Origin of the sequence: Sphingobium indicum BiD32 (genome assembly GCF_000382885.1) — a bacterium.
Classification (GTDB): domain Bacteria; phylum Pseudomonadota; class Alphaproteobacteria; order Sphingomonadales; family Sphingomonadaceae; genus Sphingobium; species Sphingobium japonicum_C.
Genome location: NZ_CAVK010000120.1, coordinates 1 through 16826 on the forward strand (window position 1 = coordinate 1; position 16826 = coordinate 16826).

The following is a 16826-nucleotide window of genomic DNA, read 5'->3' on the forward strand; positions in this document are numbered from 1 at the left end:
TATAAGAGACAGGGATGGGTCAGATTGTCATGCCGGGCAGAAAGGCAGCGGCGCTACGCCAGAGCATGTAGAGCGCGACGACGAAGATCAGCACGGCGAACACGGTGGTCAGCCGGCCGGTCTTTCCGCCCAGCTTCTCCGCCAGACGGGTGCCGCCGATGCTGCCCGCGACACCGCCGACCACGAACACCGCTGCGAGCGGCCAGTCGACAAGGCCGGAAAAGGCGTAATTGGCCGCCGTCGTCAGGCCGAATGCGGTCACCGCGACCAGCGATGTGCCGACCGCCATCAACATGGGCATACCAGTTGAAGCGACCAGACCCGGCACGATCAGGAAGCCCCCGCCAATGCCGAAAAAACCGGAAAACAGGCCGGACCCCAGCCCATAGGTGACAACCTTGGGCGCTTTTTCCCGGTTACATTCCGCCCCCGGATTGCCCGGATTGCCGCGCCCCTTCAGCATCAGCGCGCCGACCAGCAGCATCACCAGCGCAAACAGCGCCAGCAACTTGTCGCCATCGACCATCTTGCCGAAGGTCGATCCAGCCAGCGCGCCGACGATCCCCGCTGCGGCATAGATGCCGCCGCACCGCCATTTGACATGATGCGCGCGCGCATGGCTGGCGAGGCCCGCCGCCGCATTGGCCGCGACGGCCAGCGCACTCGTGCCGATCGCGACATGAGCGTTGGGCACGCCGACCAGATAGACCATCAGCGGCACGGCAAGGATGGACCCGCCGCCGCCGACCAGTCCCAGCACGAAGCCGACCAACCCGCCCGACAGGCCGCCCAACAGATATTGCGCGGTCGTCATCATGGCCGCGCGCCGATCATCTGCGGCTTGACCATCCATTCGCGCCCCTTGAGCATTCCGTGCCAGTAAACCGGCGGCAGGATCGTATCCTTGAGCAGCCAGGACAGGCGGGACGGGCGTGTGCCATCGATCAGCCAGTTGGGGAAGCTGGGCATCAGCTTGCCGCCATAGCCGAATTCGGCCAGCACGATCTTGCCCGCCTCCACCGTCAGCGGGCAACTACCATAGCCGTCATAGGTCGCGACCGGCGCCTGGCCATCCAGCGCCGCCAGTGCATTGACCGCAACCACCGGCGCCTGCTTGCGCGCGGCGGCCATCGTCTTGGCATTGGAGGTCGAGCAGGCGTCGCCCAGCGCGAAAATGTCGGGATAGCGCGGGTGACGCAGCGTGGCTTCATCCACCTCGACAAAGCCCGATGCGCTGGCAAGCGGGCTAGTGCGGACGAAATCGGGTGCAATCTGCGGCGGAACGACATGGATCATGTCGAACCGCGCCGCCACGCGCTTTACCCCCTGGCCGTCTGCCTGCTCGAAGATCGCGGTTTTGGCCGCGCCGTCAATCTCGACCAGTTTCGACCCGAAGTTCAGCTTGATGCCGTAGCGATCGACATAATCCATCAGCGCCGGGACATAGGCCGGGACACCGAACAGCACCGCGCCCGCCGTATGAAACTGCACGTCGCTCTGCGCCAGCACGCCCGATTTTTCCCAGCGGTGGCAGGACAGATACATCGCCTTTTGCGGCGCGCCCGCGCATTTGATCGGCATGGGCGGCTGGGTGAACAGGGCGCGGCCACCCTTGAAATGTTTGACCAGCCGATTGGTATAGGGTGCCAGATCATAGCGATAGTTTGAGGTCAAGCCATCATGCCCCAGGGCGTCGGACAGGCCGGGGATGGCATCCCAGTCCAGCACGATGCCGGGACATACGACCAGCACGTCATAATGGGCGGCATGCTTGGCCAGCAATATACCCGCCATCTCGGCCAGCTTTTCCGCCCGCGCGCCCGACCGGCAATAGGCCAGCACCGGTCCCGGCAGGCTGTCGAGCGCCGCGCGCATGGCTGCGACATCGGCATCCGTCAGCGCGCCCGCCACTGCCGGGACATAGGCAAAGCCCAGCCCCGCCGCGCGGGCCGCCGCACCAATTTCCGCCGCGCTCGGCTGGTCCGGGGCTTCGCCATCGGGCCGGTTGCACAGGATTGCGCGAAAGCCCATTGCGCCTAGTCCCGCCACATCGGCGGGCATCAGCTGCGGCGCGACGCTGAGCGTGCGGCTCAGTTGCTTGATGGCCATGGAGAAGCTCCTCGTTCCGGCGCGGGGCCGGTTATGATTTTATGGTGAAGCGGTGGATCGCCATGCCGCCCAGCATGGCCAGCACGAAAGGCGCGACTGCTGCGGGGGTCAGCGCCAGGCTGGCGATGGCCGGTCCGGGGCACAGGCCGCCAATGCCCCAGCCGATGCCAAACAGAATCGCGCCCAGCGCCAGCTTGCCATCGATGGCGCGCGTGTCGGGCAAGGTGAAGGCATGGTCGGCAAAGGGCCGATCGACCTGCTTTTGCACTATCCACGCCAGCGCCATCGGGATCATTCCCCCGCCCATCACAAACGCGAGTGTGGGGTCCCATGCGCCGAACAGGTCGAGAAAGGCGCGTACCCGCATCGGATCAGCCATACCTGAAATGGTCAGCCCGGCGCCGAACAGCGCGCCCGACAACAAGGCGATCATGATCCGCATCAGATTGCTCCTGCCAGGCGCATCAGCGCCACGGTCGCAAAGCCGCTGCCCATGAACAGGGCCGTAACCATGATCGAGCGCCGCGACAGGCGCGACAGGCCACACACGCCATGACCGCTGGTGCAACCCGATCCCAGCCGCGTACCGAATCCGACGATCAGGCCCGCGACGATCAGCAGGCCGGGCGCGGGAAAGGTCGCAGGCACGCCGCCGGACAACAATGCCACGATCCATGCGCCCAGCGGCAAGCCGATGATGAACGCCACCGCCACGCCGCGCGGCGCGCCGCTGCTCGACAGGCCGGTCGCGCGCGCTGCAAGGCCGCTGACCCCGGCGATCCGCCCCAGCCCCAGCAACATGATCGCCGCAGCCAGGCCGATCATCAGCCCGCCGATCAGCCCTGCGATCGGCTGCGCATCGGGGAACCCGGGAATCATAGCTGGTTCACCGGGATTTTGAGATAGGTGACACCATTGTCTTCAGGTGGCGGCATATGGCCCGCGCGCATATTGACCTGCACCGACGGCAGGATCAGGCGTGGCATGGCGAGCGTGGCGTCGCGCGCCTCGCGCATCGCGACAAATTCATCCTCGCTCACACCGTCATGGGCATGGATATTGGCGCGGCGCTGCTCTGCGACCGTGGTTTCCCAGACATAATGATCGCGCCCTTGAGGCAGGTAGTCGTGGCACAGGAACAGCCGGGTTTCTGGCGGCAGTTCCAGCAGGCGGCGCAGCGACCGGAACAGGGTGCGTGCATCGCCGCCGGGAAAATCGGCGCGGGCGGTACCATAGTCGGGCATGAACATGGTGTCGCCCACGAACACTGCGTCGCCGATCACATAGGCGACGCAGGCAGGCGTGTGGCCCGGGACATGAAGCACCGTCACCGCCAGACCGCCGATCATGAACTGGTCGCCATCGGCCCAGAGATGATCGAAGTCGGACCCGTCGCGCTGAAAATCCGGGCCTGCGTTGAACAGCTTACCAAAGTTCTGCTGCACTTCGCAAATGTGCGCGCCGATCGCGATCTTGCCGCCCAGCTGCTGCTGGAGATAGGGCGCGGCCGACAGATGATCGGCATGGGCATGGGTTTCCAGATGCCAGTCAACGCTCAACCCCTGCCCTTCGACATAGGCGATGACCGGATCGACCGCCTCATGCCCGGTGCGACCGGCGGCGGGATCATAGGTCAGCACGCTGTCGATCACGGCGGCGCGGCGGGTTTCCGCATCATGCACCACATAGGTCACGGTAAAGGTCGGCGCGTCGAAGAACGCCTTGACTACCGGCACGCCGGTTCGGGCAACCATGACCTGATCATAGGCTTTTTCCAATGCGGGGTCGGACATGCCAATTTCCTTTAACTTCATATTTACATGAACTATGTATTTATATAATTCGGATCCGTCAAGGGCTTGCCAGAGTCCTTCGACGATTGCAGGAAAGCGCCATGAACGACCTCACGACCGACCGCCCGAATCCGCTCCGCCTCGGCTCCCTTGCGCCTGATTTTCGGGCGCGTTCGACCATGGGTGATTTTCAGCTGTCGACGCTGCGCGGCCAGTGGGTGATTTTCTTTTCCCATCCTGCCGATTTCACACCGGTGTGCAGCACCGAATTCGCGGCGCTTGCGCGGCGGCAGGCGGAATTCGATGCGCTTGATTGTCGGCTGGTCGGGCTGTCGGTGGACAGCCTCTATGCCCATATCGCCTGGGTCCAGGCGCTGCGCGAGTTGTTCGATGTGCAGATCAGCTTTCCGATCATCGAAGATCCCACCATGGCGGTTGGCCGCGCCTATGGCATGATCGACGATGACGCAGCGGACAGCATGACGATGCGTTCCACTTTCTTCATCGACCCCCATGGCATCATCCGCGCGACGACCGCCTATCCCCATAATGTCGGCCGATCGGTCGATGAAATGCTGCGCTTGCTGTGCGCGCTGCAACGGGTCGATGGCGCAACCGGCCTGACGCCGGAGGGCTGGACCCCCGGCCAGCCCGCATTGCTACCCGCAGCGGAAAGCGCCGATGCTGCACCCGACTGGTTCTGCCGACTGGAAGCCCGGCCATGAGCGCGCTTTGCAAGGATCGCGACGCCGCCGCGGTCGCCGCCGAGAAGATCAAGATTTTCGCCCAGCCGCAGCGGCTGATGGTCCTGTCCTGCCTGCTGCGCGGGGAACGCAATGTTGGCGAGATCGCCGACGTCACCGGCATCGGACAGCCGGCACTTAGCCAGCAACTGGCCGAATTGCGCCGCGCGGACCTGGTCCAGACGCGTAAGGAAGCCAAGCAGGTCTGGTAAATGTAGCGCTGTGCGTCCGCAATATAGAGGCGATCTTTGGCGGCGTGGGCAGCCCGATAGTGCCGCTGGCAGCAAAGCCGCCTCTACAGTCGTCGCCAGCCGACGGCGTGGCGAGCTTTGCCCGCGTCCTGTGAGTGCAGAGTTTTAGGGCGCAGACGGTGATGGTGCGGTCCAGCCTGCACCGGCCCACAGAATGATTCCCCCAACAGTGGGGCGCCAAGGCAGATTGAACCACCTTGGCGCAGGCACGGGCAGAACAGAGCAACTGCTCGCGCATTGGTTTTTGTCGTGGCTCCCTCAGAAGGTATAACCAGCGGTGATACCCCAAGTTCTTGCCTGACCGGGATAGAGCGTTGAGACCGGAAAGATTGGAATCACCACCGAAACGCCCAAAAAAATGCTCGGTTGAGCTGCCGTCATCCCTCTCGGTCGCCGTCCCCTCCGTCGAAAGGTCACGAAAACGCGCCGCAAGGTCAGATCAATCGGCAGTGTGAGATATCCGGGCCAACTGCCGTTCCTAGCATCTTGGGCAATCGACTGCTTTCCGGAGAATGCAGACCTGCCAGCGCTCCCCGATGAACGCGGAGCACAAGCAGCGATGATCAACAGCAACCTCCGACAGCGAACGAATCTCGCGAGATGCTTAGTCTGCCACCTGCAGCGCAGCAATTCCTCCTTTGAGAGAAGGCCAATGAGGGCTTATTTTAATCGCCCACCCAATCGGTTGTGATCTCACCCCTATGCGACTCCGGCGCCAGCGCGATGCGCAGGGCTTCCACCAGAGGCGGCAGCGCCTGCGTGAAGGCGTAGGGCGGGTTGACGATATAAAGGCCCGCACCATTGTAGATGCCGGGCTGATCGCCATCGTATAACCAATGCTCCACCCGCAGCAATTTTGGGATGCCGAGTTTGCGCAACTGCTCCCTCCACCGCCAATGCGTGGCGCGGTCTTTCAGCGGATACCAGATCACCGTCACGCCATGCGACCATTTGCGGTGAGCTGCGGCAAGTGTGGCTGTGATGCGTTCGCGTTCGTCCGCCTGCTCATACGGCGGATCGACCAGTACAACGCCGCGCGCGGTCCGGGGTGGCACCATCGCCAGCCAAAGCTCGTAAGCGTCGCGCTCATGCACGGCAGCGGACGTGCCGCGCATCATGCCGCGCAGCGTATAGGCATCCTGGGGATGTTTTTCGTTCAGGATCAGGAAATCCTGCGGGCGCAGAAACTGCGCCAGAATCCGCGGCGAGCCCGGATAGAAGTGCGGCTCGGCCCCGACATTCACCGCCTGTACGGCGGCGCGATAGTCGTTCAGCAAGGGGTTCGGGTCGGCAAAGGCCCGCAGCACGCCCTGTGTGGACTCGCCGGTGCGTTGGGCATCCTCCCCGTCAAGGTCGTACAGCCCGCAGCCGGCATGGGTGTCGATCAGGGTCAGCGGGCTCTGTTTTTGCTGCAAGGCCCGCACGAGGGCGATCAGTAGGCTGTGCTTCACGACATCGGCGCTATTGCCAGCATGGAAGGAATGGCGATAATTCATTGCGACTCAAAAATCCTGACGATCTACCTATATTCGCGCTGCTGGACGCAGTTGCCGAGCGCGAAGCGATTGAAGTACCCAATCCGGTGCTAGTATAAACTCGCGCGGAAGCCTTCAACGCCCTTCTGTGCGACCCCTCAAGCCCGCGTTAGCGATCGCCACCAGAGGCGGGCGCTCAACTCCGGCGCATCGGAATGTTCGATCATCGAGGGAGCCGGACGCGCCTGGCAGAACCGCGAAGCGCCCATCGTCTGTTGTCGGCAGGACGTTCACATAGCGCCGAATTATCGCACTTGGCGATTTTGGCGTTCTGGCGTCCTGACGGAGTGAGCGCGTTCGCTCTCAACATGGCGTCGTGCCACCTCAGCCAAGGACGCCGCTTCAAGTTCAGATGTACGGATTTGCAGCTGCGCATTCCGAACGATGCGGTCCAGCGTGTCGTCCGAAAGCGACCGCGCGATAGAGATGAACAAGTCTGGCGCTTGGTTGTCCATGACAGCCATATGTCACCTCCTTCGAGGTACGACATTAAGGGGGGGCGGCAGTTCGTGGTTACGTAATGATCCTAAAGCCCCAAGGCGGACAAAGAGCATTGGGAATATTACCTAGCGCAGCACCCCATCCTGCACGCTAGTAATGGTCGCGGAGGACTATAATGGCCAGCCATAGAGTCTGCTTTTTCAATGCGGTCCCAGACTCAACTGGACATGATCATCATGTCTGCCAGCGTTCGATCGAGATCAGCGGGGCGGGAGATGAAGCGCAGGCGATCCAGCGCGCCATCGTCGAATTCGAGCGGCTGGAAGGTGTGTCCCGTTGGGATTTGCATGCGAGAACGACGGAATATTCGCAGCTAGCGTTGCCTTAGGCGATCTCGGCCAAGATCGATGCTAAACAAAGCGTTGATCGCACGATTGGAAAGCCATGAGCCATGGAGCGGTAATGTCCGAAGAATTGGAACTCAAGCTGGAATTATCGCCGCAGGATGCGGCATCGCTGGAAGCGTCCCTGCTGCTCCCAGACAGTATGAATCGCGCCAGGCAGCGATCGATTTATTTCGACACACCGGATCAAAGCCTAGAGAAGGCCGGCCTGAGCCTTCGGATCAGGCACCAAGGGCGTCAGCGGATCCAGACCGTCAAAGCAGGCAACGCCAAGTCCGCCGGCATGTTCGTGCGGCCGGAGTGGGAGATACCCGTCAAGAACGACACACCAGTTATCGCATGCTCTTCACCGGTTCATATGCTGATTGGCAGGACCGTTGAGGATCTCTCGCCTGTCTTCGAGGTTTCCGTTGACCGGCGCATATGGGACATTGATGAGGGTGGCGCGCACTTCGAGCTTGCCCTGGATCGCGGTTTCGTCGTCGCGGGCGACCGTCGATCGCCGATTTGCGAACTGGAACTCGAACTCATAAGTGGCGATCCGGCTGGCCTATTTGCTTTCGCACGCAAGATTGATGCGGCCGCGCCCGTGCGACTTGGTGTTCTGGCAAAGGCTGAACATGGCTACGCCCTGCTAGGGCCCGCGGCTACCGTGTTCAAAGCCGAACCCATTGGTTTGTCCAAAGACATGTCTGCATCCCAGGCTTTCCGGCACGTGGCCCAAACCTGTCTACGGCAGTTCCGGCTGAATGAGCGTCTGCTCGAAGATGGCTATCGATCCGAGCCTTTACACCAGGCCCGTGTCGCCCTCCGCCGCCTCCGAGCCGCCTTTTCGATCTTCAAGTCCCTGACCGACGGCGACGCAAGCTGCGATCGGCTGCGCGCCGATCTGCGATGGCTTGCCGGTGAACTTGGTGAGGCGCGGAACCTGGACGTTTTGCTCGGACGCATCGATCCTGGCGTTCTTTACGAGCGTCTCGTCGTCGCTCACCAATCCGCTGTTGAGCGCGTTGCGGCGGTATTGGCGTCTGAACGCACGCGCGCGCTGATGCTCGATCTGACGGAATGGACCGCGAGTGGTCCGTGGTTGAGGAATGCTCGCACCGAAGCGCAGCGGCAGATGATGGCCCACACATTTGCCGTCGGCCAGCTAGACCATCTTCGACGCAAACTGAAAAAGGATGGCAAACATCTGGCCGATCTTGCGGATGCCCCCCGGCACGAGGTGCGCAAGGATGCCAAGAAACTGCGTTACGCTTCCGAGTTTTTCACAGCTCTTTTTGAACGAAAGTGGGGCCGGCGCAGATACAAGGCATTTGTCGAGATACTTGAGGATCTCCAAGACCAGCTAGGCTGCCTGAACGACATGGCGACCGCGTCGGCCGTGCTGGCTCAGCTCAATGCGCTTGAAGTGCCCGGAGCGTCGGCTCTGGTCGCGCCTACGGGCAGGAAGAAGATTCTCGCTGCGGCAGAAGACGCCCATGATGCTCTCGTCGATGCCAAACGCTTCTGGAGATAGGGCGGTATCCCAACGACGACTTCGGATCGTCATCCGCAGCCTTCGTCACCAGACCAATCGAGCGATTTTCAGCCTGGCGCGCAGCCGCCGGGATTGCCGACATGCAGCACCCGGGGGTCGGTAATGATCCCTTGCCGCTGGCCGCGCTGTCCATCCCGGCATCCGGGCATCATCAGTGTCCGATCACCAGCGGGAGTTTACAGTTGGACAGCATGCCTTTGGTGACGCCACCAAACGCTTCCATGAGCCGACCGTGGCTATAAGCGCCCATCAGGATATAATCGGCGTGCCATTGCCGTGCGGCATTTTCGATCAAAGCATCAGTGTGATGGAGACCGTCATCGACGATCTTCACGGTCGCGTGAATACCGTGCCGTGCGAGATAGGCCGCCGCTTCCTCCGGCTCGGTATTCTCGGCGCCATCACGAACCATGAAGATTTCGACGTCGGAGGCGAGTTGTAGAAGTGGCACACAGGCCCGCATCGTTGCCGCGGCCGATTCATGCCCATCCCAGGCGATAATGGCGCGCCCCTTGGCGTTGAAGCTCTCGACCTCCTCGGGAACAGCCACGATCGGATTGCGGGCATGCATTAGCACGCGGCTCGCGATGGTGCGCATGTCCAGCAGCGGATAGTCGTCAAGCGCGCGGTTTAACACAATCAGGTCCGCGAGATTGGCGGCATCAATGACGCACTGGGCGAAATCGCCTGTCGCGTCCTCCCAGCTCCAGGAGATATTTGCGCCTGCAACGCGCTCCTTCATCCGCGCCCTGTTCCTTGCCTCACTCTCGCGTTCGTCATTCAGGAGAATCGGATCGCCAAAACCTCCATTGGCGTTTCCCGCATAGACTGGCGATGGGGTGACATCGACGCAGATCAAATGCCCGTCCAAGGCACGGGTGATGTCAATTGCGGTGTGCAGACGCGCAACCTGCCCGTCATCGTCATGCACCAGCAAAAGGATGTTTTTCATGATCGCCTCCGTGTCGTTGGGGCAAATGCTAGGCAGGTGGCGAGTGCCCCAATATGCGCAACTATACGTACGCAGCCCAACTTACAGGCGCGCTACGAGGGGCAGCATAGCGACGCAGGCGACGGCACTCAGCGCCAAGGCCGCCGCCGCGGCCCTGCCCTTGGTCCAGCCCGCGATGCTGAGCGCGGTAGCAGCTTTGAAGAGCGTGTTGAGAATCATCGGCACAGCAAGAACCAGGGCAGCCGTCCGTGCATCGAGAAGGGGCGCAGGCAAACCGCCGATTGTTATGATGGCCGCGTCGACGTCAATGGCTCCCGATATCGCGAGTGTGGCGCTAAGGCCAGCTTGGCCGAATTGTACCAGCATCCAGCGGGATGCGACCGAAACCACCATGATCAGCGCCATCATGCCAATCGCGGGCCACAGGTCGAAGGGGTTGCGGATCTTTACGGGATGCGCGCCGTCCGCCGGCTCAGGCAACGCGGAGCGAAGCATCCAAACCGCGGCTATGCCGCTGGTGATTGCAGGCGGTAGCGCCAGCAAGGCAACACCGTTTAAGGCGATCGGGGCCAGCGCGCCGACCAGAACGAGCACCCGTAGGAACATGACAGCCGACGCCAAGGCGATAGCAGCGCTCAACATGCGCCGATCGCCATCGTCCTCCCGGAGCCGGCTCGCCAACGCAGCGGTGACGGCGGTAGACGAAACGAGCGCCCCTGCCCCTGCGGTCGCAAGAGTGCCGTTTCGGGCGCCGAGCCGCTTGCAGGCGAGGTATCCGATGAAGGAGAAACCGGAAACCAGGACCACGACCATCCAGAGGTGACGCGGGTTCCAAGCGTCATAGGGTCCATAGGGTCGGTCGGGGAGCAGCGGGAGGATTGCCCCGGCAATGAGCGCGAACCGGGCGATCGCCCCGATCTCCAACTCGGTCAGATGTTCAAGCCAGCCATGAAGTTGTGAGCGCAACGCCAGGATCACGGTCAAGAGTACGGCGATGGCGCTGGCAACTTGCTGATGGCCCGCTGTCGCCAGATAGCCGCAGCCCAGCGTCAGCAGGCCAACGATGCTGGCGGTGCCGCTTACCGAACCGTTCATCCTGGAAGTTCGGGTGTATCCGAGAAGGATGAGGATCGCGCACGCCGTGACGAGGATTATCGCCAAGCTGGCATCGATAGCATGTAGTACACCGGCTAGCCCGCCAGCGAGGCCGATGAGTCCAAAGGTTCGGATCCCGGCAAAACGCGTTCCGTCAGGGGCGTTGCGTAGCGCCCAGCCGCGCTGCACGCCAATGAGCAAACCGAGCCCCAGCGCAAGGCTCAATGCCATTATCGTTGGAAAGACTGCGGAAACTGCAAGATCAGTCATGAACCCATACAACCCCGCTTCCGCGCGCCGCGGGGGTGCAAACATGGTCGGCCCCGGCTAGTCGGCACATGCGATGCACCGCAAGGCGGCAGGCAGGGCCTCCAGCCGGGCGGGGGCGATGGGTTCGCCGCACACGGTACAGAGCCCATAGCTTCCCGCCTGTAACGGTGGTCATCTCATTCATGGCTGGCTCCCTCATGGGTGTGAACTGGTAAAGTCAGGCAAAGAGCCCAGGTTCGCTCGTGATGTCGAGCGGCTCGGGCACGGGCAGTTGGTGGTGATCGTTGCGATGTTCGTGGGGCTTCGACGGTCGCGCGAGCGATTCAGCGGCCGTCAGCCACCATTCGGTAGCCAGAAGGAATGGCGCCTCCAGCAGTTCTTCGGCTTCAAGCCAAAGCGTTTCGGGGAGTGCGTCCTTCGGAGTCGGTTGTGTGGTCATCATCGCCTCCTGTCGAGCGGGATGATCCTATGATGCGAGCGTGTCGGGCCATATTGGTAGTGCTACTTAAGGAATGCGAAGGCCCGGCACGAGCACCGCCGCACCCTCGATCTGACCTGCGCGGAGCGCTTCGAGCGCTTCATTCGCATGGTCGAGCGCATAGAGGCTGACGCGGGGCTTCAGGCCGGATCGGTCTGCTGCGTCAAGAAACAAGGTGCCGTCCTCGCGGGTGAGATTGGCGACCGACACGATCCGGCGTTCACCCCAGAGGTCAGCGTAAGGAAAGGCCGGAATGTCGCTCATGTGGATGCCGGCGCAGACCACGGTGCCCCCCTTGTCGACCGCCTTGAGTGCAAGCGGCACGAGATATCCGACCGGGGCGAAGATCAGCGCAGCGTCGAGCACGACCGGTGGCGGCGTGCTCGAACCGCCGGCCCAGATACATCCCAGCGCTCGTGCGAAGGCCTGACCGACTTCATCGCCGTCGCGCGTGAAGGCATAGACGTTGCGGCCCTGCCAGATTGCGATCTGGGCAAGAATATGGGCAGCGGCGCCGAAGCCATAGAGGCCGAGGCGGTGGGAATCGCCCGCAAAACGGAGAGCGCGCCACCCGATCAGCCCTGCGCACAGCAGCGGCGCGGCCTCGGTATCCGAGAAGCGGTCGGGCAGAATGAAGCAGAAATGCGCGTGCGCGACCGCGTGGGTTGCATAGCCGCCGTCCAGCGTGGCGCCGGTGAATTGAGCCTGGTCGCATAGATTCTCGTGGCCCGACCGGCACCGCGAACACCATCCGCAGGTGGCGCCAAGCCAGGGGACGCCCACGCGCTGTCCGATCGCAAAACCCGAAACCTGCGAGCCAATCTCGAGAATCCGGCCGACGATCTCGTGACCGGGGATGATGGGACGATGGGCATCAACCTCGCCATCCATGACGTGCAGGTCGGTCCGACAGACCCCGCATGCGGCCACCTTGATCAGCAACTGATCAGGTCCAGGCCGCGGGATGGGGCGGGTGACAGGTCGCAACGGTTCACCCGGTCGATCGAGCTGCATCGCGCTCATCAGGGGCAACGCGCGATCCTCCACCAGTTTCGTCCACTTCACATTTTTGCGGTTCTGATCGTAAATCCAATTAGCATTTTCTCTGCCGCGTGCTGTCGATACGACAGCGTTGCGCGAGCTGCATTGTCTGCCTGGTCATGGCCGAGCTCTTTTATCGCTATGAATTGCGCGATGCTAGAGTAGGTCCTGACCCCTGAACCCGCTGTCCGTAAATCTACTGATTTTCCGAAGCTTCCCTTGCGCCGATCAGTCAAGCAAGCGGTGGGCACTTTTCATCCCTGTTCCATGACCAGAAGAGGCGAATATTCATGATGGCGCTTGTCTATCAGGGACCGGGGGCAAAAACGAACGAGGAGCATGCCAAGCCAGAGATTATCGATGCCGGCGATGCGATCGTGCGGATCACGCATACAACTATCTGCGCGACTGCGCTGACCGAGGGTCGCGGGGTCGATACCTCGGTCGAGACGGTCGGCGTGCCGACCACCTTCGAGCTTTGCCAGAATCTCGTCGCCCCGCGCGGCAGACACTCACGCGCTCAAGGTGCCGATTACGCCATGATGGGCCATCGCACAGGAGACGCACAATGACGGCACGGATGGAAGCGCTCGCGCAGGAGATCGTCCGCCTGCAGACCGAACTAGACCGAGAAATCGAGCGCCGCCGCCGGGCGCTGGGATGGTCGGTCAAAGAGCATCTTGTTCAATTCGAACAGGGTCTGGTCGCCGAGCACAAACGTCTGCGAATGGGTGTCGCCGCGTTTTTCGCACAATCGACCTTGCTGACGGTGGTCACGGCCCCTGTCATCTATTCGATGATCATACCCCTTGTGCTGCTCGATCTATGGATCACAATCTATCAGGCAGTCTGCTTTCGCGCCTACGGCGTCACGCGCGTTCGGCGGAGCGACTATATCGCGCTCGACCGGGGACGGCTTGCCTATCTCAACTGGATAGAGGCGCTCAATTGCCTCTACTGCGGCTATGGCAACGGCGTGATCGCTTATGCCCGCGAGATTTCCAGCCGCACCGAACAATATTGGTGTCCCATCAAGCACGCGATCCGGATCAGCGATCCCCATCAGCGCTATTACGACTTTCTGGAATATGGCGATGCCGAAGGCTATCGTACGCGGCTTAACAGCTTCCGGGAGGAACTCGCTCGGGCGCCCGTCGCTACTGATGATTGCACTGATCACTTCCCTAAGGCAGGCTCGGGCTTGGCCGTTACCGGCAAGACGAACCGTGCTGGCGAACAGGAATAGGCGGACGATCGCATCAGAACATATGGTTGGCTGCGCGCTGCGATACTGCCTGTCGCCCGAGCATAGCCATGGCTCTCGAGTGCGCGGCCCGGTCGAGGTTCGTTCCAGCGAAATCGCATGAGCATTGAGCAAATTATAAGGGGCTTGGTCGCCACCGTGCAGTGAAGGCGGCCGCCTTCTCTGTCCAGACCGGGATCGGGGCTTATCCTTTCACTGTCACCGACCAGGCCGCCTGCCTGGCCGGTGTGGCGGCGGTGGCAGCGGAACTCGACCCGGTCACTTCCTGCTTCAATCGGTTGGCCCAGGGGCTGACGGGCTTGTGCGCCACACGCTCTGCAGCAAGAGCCGTCGCCACCTCTGCCATTCCTGCGCGTTTGGCGGCATGGAGGGCCGTCAACGAAAGGATGTCGCGCTGCGCGTGCGAACCGCCGAAACGTTGCGCAATACCGTAAGCGTGGCCTGAAGACCGCGGTTCAGGCGGCTTCGGCGATTACCTGTTTATCTGGCCGCCAGTTCCAGGGCATGAGTTCATCCCAGCGGGCAGCGGGCCAGTCGCCAGCGATCTTGGCGATGACATCGGCGATATAGGCCTGCGGTTCGAGGCCATTGAGCTTTGCGGTCTCGATGACGGAGTAGATGGCAGCGGCGCGATCGCCGCCTGCCTTTGAGCCGGCGAACAGCCAGTTTTTACGGCCCATGGCCACACAGCGCATGGCGCGCTCCGCGATGTTATTGTCGATCTCCAAGCGCCCATCGTCGAGGAAGCGCGTAAGCGCGACCCAGCGTTTGCGGCCATAGGCGATCGCCTTGGCCATTTCGGACTTGGGCGAGAGGCGTCGCAGGGCATCGTCAAGTGCCTGCCGTAGATCATCGATCAATGGCTGGGTGCGGTCCTGTCGGCTTCGTCGTCGGATCTCGGGTTGCTGGCCTCGAACCTCTGCCTCGATCTCATAGAGTTGGCCGATGCGTTCCAGCAGGTCGGTGGTGAGCGGCGTCGGCTTGGTGGCGTGGATGTCGAATATCTTCCGCCGGAAATGCGCCCAGCAAGCAACCTCGGTGACGCGGTTCGTGTCGTAGAGCTTGTCATAACCGGCATAGCCATCGGCCTGGAGATAGCCGGTGAAGTTGGCCAGCTGGCGCTGGGGATGTGCGCCGGTGCGATCGGTGGTGAACTCATACCAGACCAGCGAGGGGGTCGTGGCGCCGGAGCCGCGGTCGTCGACGGCGTAAGCCCAAAGCCTGCCGGTGGCTGTCTTGCCCCGGCCCGGATCGAGCATGGGAACCGGCGTATCGTCGGTATGGATCTTCGAGGCGGTCAGGCCGACCTCGCGAATGCGACTGACGATCGGGTCGAGCAGCACGGATGCCTGTCCCACCCAGCCTGCCAGCGTCGAGCGGTCGATCTCAATCCCCTGCGAAGCCATTATCTCCGCCTGCCGGTACAGCGGCAGATGATGGTCGAACTTGGAGACGACGACATGGGCCAGCGTGCCGAAGGTCGCCTTGCCCCGCGCTATCGCCTTTACCGGCGCGGGCGCCTGCACGATCTTCTCGCAGGACCGGCAGCTATACTTGGGCCGGATGGTCCGAACGACGCGCCACTGCACCGGCACGGCATCGAGCATCTCGTCGCTATCCTGCCCCAGCGGCCGCAACGCGCCGCCGCAGTCGGGACAGGTGCAGTTACCCTGATCGGGCTCGATCCGCTGCTCCTCGCGCGGCAAATGAGCTGGCAGCGTCCGAACCGGTGATGGCCGATCGACGGCTACCGGATCGCCTCGACGCGCGGCGGCGACGATGGCCTCGCCTTCGAGCTCTTCAAGGGCCAGCTCAAGCTGGGCAATCTGGGTATCGAGCTTCTCAGACGACTTGCCGAACTGCATCCGCTTGAGGCGCGCGATCTGCACGCGCAGCGTGTCGATCAGGATGTCGCGGGCGGAAATATCCGCATGGGCGGCGGCCAATGCAGCTTCAAGCTCGGCGATCCGAGCATCTTTGTCAGGAGTGAAAAGGCCTGCGTCCGACACCGCGATTATATAGCAGATCGGCGGTCGCAATCCTAATAAAAGTGCTAGAAAATGGGCGCTTTACCCCGCCAATGAAGGGGTGAAAGTGCGTTCCGGTCGCCGCCAGTCGATGCCTTCCAATAGCATCGAAAGCTGGGCTGCGGTCATCACCACCGACCCCGTCTTGGTCGACGGCCACACAAAGCGCCCTCGGTCCATCCGCTTGGAAAACAGACACATGCCCTGGCCGTCGTACCAAAGCAGCTTCACTAGATCGCCGCGCTTGCCCCGGAAAGCGAACAGCGCACCGGAATGGGGGCTCTGCTCCAGAACCTGCTGCGTCATCACCGCCAGGCCGTCGAAACCCTTACGCATGTCGGTCGCACCGCAGGCCAGGAATATCCGCGTCGATGGCGGCAGCGGGATCATCGCGTCAGGATACCGATCACCCGTGACAGGGCATCGGCATCGACCGTGGCATCCACGCTCACCCTGATACCAGACGGCAGTTCGATGCCAATCACGCCGCCGCTGCTCGCTGCAACTGTCGGGGCAGGCAAGGCTGGCTGCTCGCTGATCTGCACCTCCGCAAATGCCGGCTCGGCCAACTTGCGAACCCCGGCAAGCTCACCGGACATCGCCTGGCGCCGCCAAGTGTAGATCGAGCCGCTGCCGACATCATGGCGTTCACAGGCCGTACGCACGCAGCCCTCCGGGCCGAATGCATCCCGCAGCACGGATAGCTTCTGCTCCACCGTCCAGCGCCGCCGGCCCGACACCCGGCTAACGATCTCTATCCGACTACTCATACGACCGCTCGTATGAGTAGTCGCTGCACCGCTCGCTGAATCCTCAATCTCGTCCGCCACCGCCCACCCCGCTCAAAGAGCGGCAATCATCCCGGTGGACTTGTAACGGATTT

Annotated in this window: 20 protein-coding genes and 2 pseudogenes; 6 read left to right on the forward strand and 16 right to left on the reverse strand. The window is 62.3% G+C overall.

Going from position 1 to position 16826, the window contains the following annotated elements; genetic code table 11:
- Positions 1-19 precede the first annotated feature (19 nt).
- From EBBID32_RS11835 to EBBID32_RS11855, 5 genes are read right to left on the reverse strand one after another with little or no spacing between them, the layout of a single operon-like run.
- Positions 20-817 (reverse strand): sulfite exporter TauE/SafE family protein, encoded by a 798-nt coding sequence (locus tag EBBID32_RS11835; protein WP_006957458.1) that lies wholly within the window; start codon positions 815-817, stop codon positions 20-22.
- Positions 814-2109, reverse strand: coding sequence for a bifunctional protein tyrosine phosphatase family protein/NAD(P)/FAD-dependent oxidoreductase (locus EBBID32_RS11840; RefSeq protein WP_006957459.1), 1296 nt, complete (start codon positions 2107-2109; stop codon positions 814-816). Before EBBID32_RS11840 ends, EBBID32_RS11835 begins: the two co-directional genes overlap by 4 nt.
- Before the next feature lie 31 nt (positions 2110-2140).
- Entirely contained in the window at positions 2141-2551 is a 411-nt protein-coding gene (locus tag EBBID32_RS11845; RefSeq protein ID WP_006957461.1) for a DUF6691 family protein, read from the reverse strand.
- Complete coding sequence (locus EBBID32_RS11850; RefSeq protein WP_006957463.1) at positions 2551-2988, reverse strand: YeeE/YedE family protein; 438 nt, start codon at positions 2986-2988, stop codon at positions 2551-2553. The genes EBBID32_RS11845 and EBBID32_RS11850 overlap by 1 nt, the downstream gene beginning before the upstream one ends.
- Positions 2985-3902, reverse strand: a complete 918-nt coding sequence (locus tag EBBID32_RS11855; RefSeq protein ID WP_006957465.1) for an MBL fold metallo-hydrolase — start codon at positions 3900-3902, stop codon at positions 2985-2987. Before EBBID32_RS11855 ends, EBBID32_RS11850 begins: the two co-directional genes overlap by 4 nt.
- Before the next feature lie 101 nt (positions 3903-4003).
- On the opposite strand from EBBID32_RS11855, the gene EBBID32_RS11860 reads away from it, so the two are divergent.
- Positions 4004-4627: a peroxiredoxin gene (locus EBBID32_RS11860; RefSeq protein WP_006957467.1), complete on the forward strand. Its 624-nt coding sequence runs from the start codon at positions 4004-4006 to the stop codon at positions 4625-4627.
- Positions 4624-4991: pseudogene (locus EBBID32_RS11865) on the forward strand (ArsR/SmtB family transcription factor). Before EBBID32_RS11860 ends, EBBID32_RS11865 begins: the two are co-directional and overlap by 4 nt.
- A 570-nt stretch (positions 4992-5561) precedes the next feature.
- On the opposite strand, the gene EBBID32_RS11870 reads toward EBBID32_RS11865, so the two are convergent.
- Positions 5562-6392, reverse strand: coding sequence for a 23S rRNA (adenine(2030)-N(6))-methyltransferase RlmJ (locus tag EBBID32_RS11870; protein ID WP_006957471.1), 831 nt, complete (start codon positions 6390-6392; stop codon positions 5562-5564).
- Positions 6393-6676: 284 nt separating this feature from the next.
- Positions 6677-6895 carry a hypothetical protein gene (locus EBBID32_RS11875; RefSeq protein WP_037490389.1) on the reverse strand — a complete coding sequence of 73 codons (219 nt, stop codon included), beginning with the start codon at positions 6893-6895 and terminating at the stop codon, positions 6677-6679.
- A gap of 152 nt (positions 6896-7047) precedes the next feature.
- Here EBBID32_RS11875 and EBBID32_RS24895 point away from each other — a divergent pair, with 152 nt between their 5' ends.
- Both EBBID32_RS24895 and EBBID32_RS11880 read left to right on the forward strand, forming a co-directional pair.
- Positions 7048-7260 carry a hypothetical protein gene (locus EBBID32_RS24895; RefSeq protein WP_006957474.1) on the forward strand — a complete coding sequence of 71 codons (213 nt, stop codon included), beginning with the start codon at positions 7048-7050 and terminating at the stop codon, positions 7258-7260.
- Positions 7261-7334: 74 nt separating this feature from the next.
- A complete protein-coding gene (locus EBBID32_RS11880) occupies positions 7335-8795 on the forward strand; it encodes a CYTH and CHAD domain-containing protein (RefSeq protein ID WP_006957476.1) in 1461 nt (486 codons plus the stop codon).
- A gap of 172 nt (positions 8796-8967) precedes the next feature.
- Here the strand turns inward: EBBID32_RS11880 and EBBID32_RS11885 are convergent, their stop codons facing one another.
- The 5 genes and pseudogenes from EBBID32_RS11885 to EBBID32_RS11900 form a co-directional block, all read right to left on the reverse strand.
- The gene (locus EBBID32_RS11885) at positions 8968-9747 is read right to left on the reverse strand and encodes a universal stress protein (protein WP_231382181.1); all 780 of its coding nucleotides are present in this window, start codon (positions 9745-9747) and stop codon (positions 8968-8970) included.
- A gap of 102 nt (positions 9748-9849) precedes the next feature.
- Positions 9850-11094 (reverse strand): MgtC/SapB family protein, encoded by a 1245-nt coding sequence (locus EBBID32_RS11890; RefSeq protein ID WP_231382180.1) that lies wholly within the window; start codon positions 11092-11094, stop codon positions 9850-9852.
- A 96-nt stretch (positions 11095-11190) separates the two neighbouring features.
- Positions 11191-11277, reverse strand: a pseudogene (locus tag EBBID32_RS25115) (TraR/DksA C4-type zinc finger protein); the annotation flags it as partial.
- A 73-nt stretch (positions 11278-11350) separates the two neighbouring features.
- Complete coding sequence (locus tag EBBID32_RS11895; RefSeq protein WP_037490392.1) at positions 11351-11572, reverse strand: hypothetical protein; 222 nt, start codon at positions 11570-11572, stop codon at positions 11351-11353.
- A gap of 66 nt (positions 11573-11638) precedes the next feature.
- Complete coding sequence (locus tag EBBID32_RS11900; RefSeq protein ID WP_006957481.1) at positions 11639-12658, reverse strand: zinc-dependent alcohol dehydrogenase family protein; 1020 nt, start codon at positions 12656-12658, stop codon at positions 11639-11641.
- Positions 12659-12942: 284 nt separating this feature from the next.
- Here EBBID32_RS11900 and EBBID32_RS11905 point away from each other — a divergent pair, with 284 nt between their 5' ends.
- Positions 12943-13224, forward strand: coding sequence for a hypothetical protein (locus tag EBBID32_RS11905; protein WP_006957483.1), 282 nt, complete (start codon positions 12943-12945; stop codon positions 13222-13224).
- Positions 13221-13898 (forward strand): hypothetical protein, encoded by a 678-nt coding sequence (locus EBBID32_RS11910; RefSeq protein WP_006957485.1) that lies wholly within the window; start codon positions 13221-13223, stop codon positions 13896-13898. Before EBBID32_RS11905 ends, EBBID32_RS11910 begins: the two co-directional genes overlap by 4 nt.
- Before the next feature lie 202 nt (positions 13899-14100).
- On the opposite strand, the gene EBBID32_RS24120 is transcribed toward EBBID32_RS11910, so the two are convergent.
- The 4 genes from EBBID32_RS24120 to tnpA form a co-directional block, all read right to left on the reverse strand.
- On the reverse strand, positions 14101-14253 hold the full coding sequence (locus tag EBBID32_RS24120) for a hypothetical protein (RefSeq protein ID WP_006957488.1): 153 nt from the start codon (positions 14251-14253) through the stop codon (positions 14101-14103).
- A gap of 118 nt (positions 14254-14371) precedes the next feature.
- A complete protein-coding gene (gene tnpC / locus EBBID32_RS11915) occupies positions 14372-15883 on the reverse strand; it encodes an IS66 family transposase (RefSeq protein WP_156022544.1) in 1512 nt (503 codons plus the stop codon).
- Positions 15884-15985: 102 nt separating this feature from the next.
- Entirely contained in the window at positions 15986-16333 is a 348-nt protein-coding gene (tnpB, locus tag EBBID32_RS11920; protein WP_006957496.1) for an IS66 family insertion sequence element accessory protein TnpB, read from the reverse strand.
- A complete protein-coding gene (gene tnpA / locus EBBID32_RS11925) occupies positions 16330-16713 on the reverse strand; it encodes an IS66-like element accessory protein TnpA (RefSeq protein ID WP_037490394.1) in 384 nt (127 codons plus the stop codon). Before tnpA ends, tnpB begins: the two co-directional genes overlap by 4 nt.
- Positions 16714-16826: the final 113 nt, after the last annotated feature.

Excerpts from the sequence above, each read along its gene's own strand:
- EBBID32_RS11835 (WP_006957458.1), bottom strand. The coding sequence starts at position 817 with ATGATGACGACCGCGCAATATCTGTTGGGCGGCCTGTCGGGCGGGTTG.
- EBBID32_RS11840 (WP_006957459.1), bottom strand. The coding sequence starts at position 2,109 with ATGGCCATCAAGCAACTGAGCCGCACGCTCAGCGTCGCGCCGCAGCTG.
- EBBID32_RS11845 (WP_006957461.1), bottom strand. The coding sequence starts at position 2,551 with ATGCGGATCATGATCGCCTTGTTGTCGGGCGCGCTGTTCGGCGCCGGG.
- EBBID32_RS11850 (WP_006957463.1), bottom strand. The coding sequence starts at position 2,988 with ATGATTCCCGGGTTCCCCGATGCGCAGCCGATCGCAGGGCTGATCGGC.
- EBBID32_RS11855 (WP_006957465.1), bottom strand. The coding sequence starts at position 3,902 with ATGTCCGACCCCGCATTGGAAAAAGCCTATGATCAGGTCATGGTTGCC.
- EBBID32_RS11860 (WP_006957467.1), top strand. The coding sequence starts at position 4,004 with ATGAACGACCTCACGACCGACCGCCCGAATCCGCTCCGCCTCGGCTCC.
- EBBID32_RS11870 (WP_006957471.1), bottom strand. The coding sequence starts at position 6,392 with ATGAATTATCGCCATTCCTTCCATGCTGGCAATAGCGCCGATGTCGTG.
- EBBID32_RS11875 (WP_037490389.1), bottom strand. The coding sequence starts at position 6,895 with ATGGCTGTCATGGACAACCAAGCGCCAGACTTGTTCATCTCTATCGCG.
- EBBID32_RS24895 (WP_006957474.1), top strand. The coding sequence starts at position 7,048 with ATGGCCAGCCATAGAGTCTGCTTTTTCAATGCGGTCCCAGACTCAACT.
- EBBID32_RS11880 (WP_006957476.1), top strand. The coding sequence starts at position 7,335 with ATGTCCGAAGAATTGGAACTCAAGCTGGAATTATCGCCGCAGGATGCG.
- EBBID32_RS11890 (WP_231382180.1), bottom strand. The coding sequence starts at position 11,094 with ATGGCATTGAGCCTTGCGCTGGGGCTCGGTTTGCTCATTGGCGTGCAG.
- EBBID32_RS11895 (WP_037490392.1), bottom strand. The coding sequence starts at position 11,572 with ATGACCACACAACCGACTCCGAAGGACGCACTCCCCGAAACGCTTTGG.
- EBBID32_RS11905 (WP_006957483.1), top strand. The coding sequence starts at position 12,943 with ATGATGGCGCTTGTCTATCAGGGACCGGGGGCAAAAACGAACGAGGAG.
- EBBID32_RS11910 (WP_006957485.1), top strand. The coding sequence starts at position 13,221 with ATGACGGCACGGATGGAAGCGCTCGCGCAGGAGATCGTCCGCCTGCAG.
- tnpB (WP_006957496.1), bottom strand. The coding sequence starts at position 16,333 with ATGATCCCGCTGCCGCCATCGACGCGGATATTCCTGGCCTGCGGTGCG.
- tnpA (WP_037490394.1), bottom strand. The coding sequence starts at position 16,713 with ATGAGTAGTCGGATAGAGATCGTTAGCCGGGTGTCGGGCCGGCGGCGC.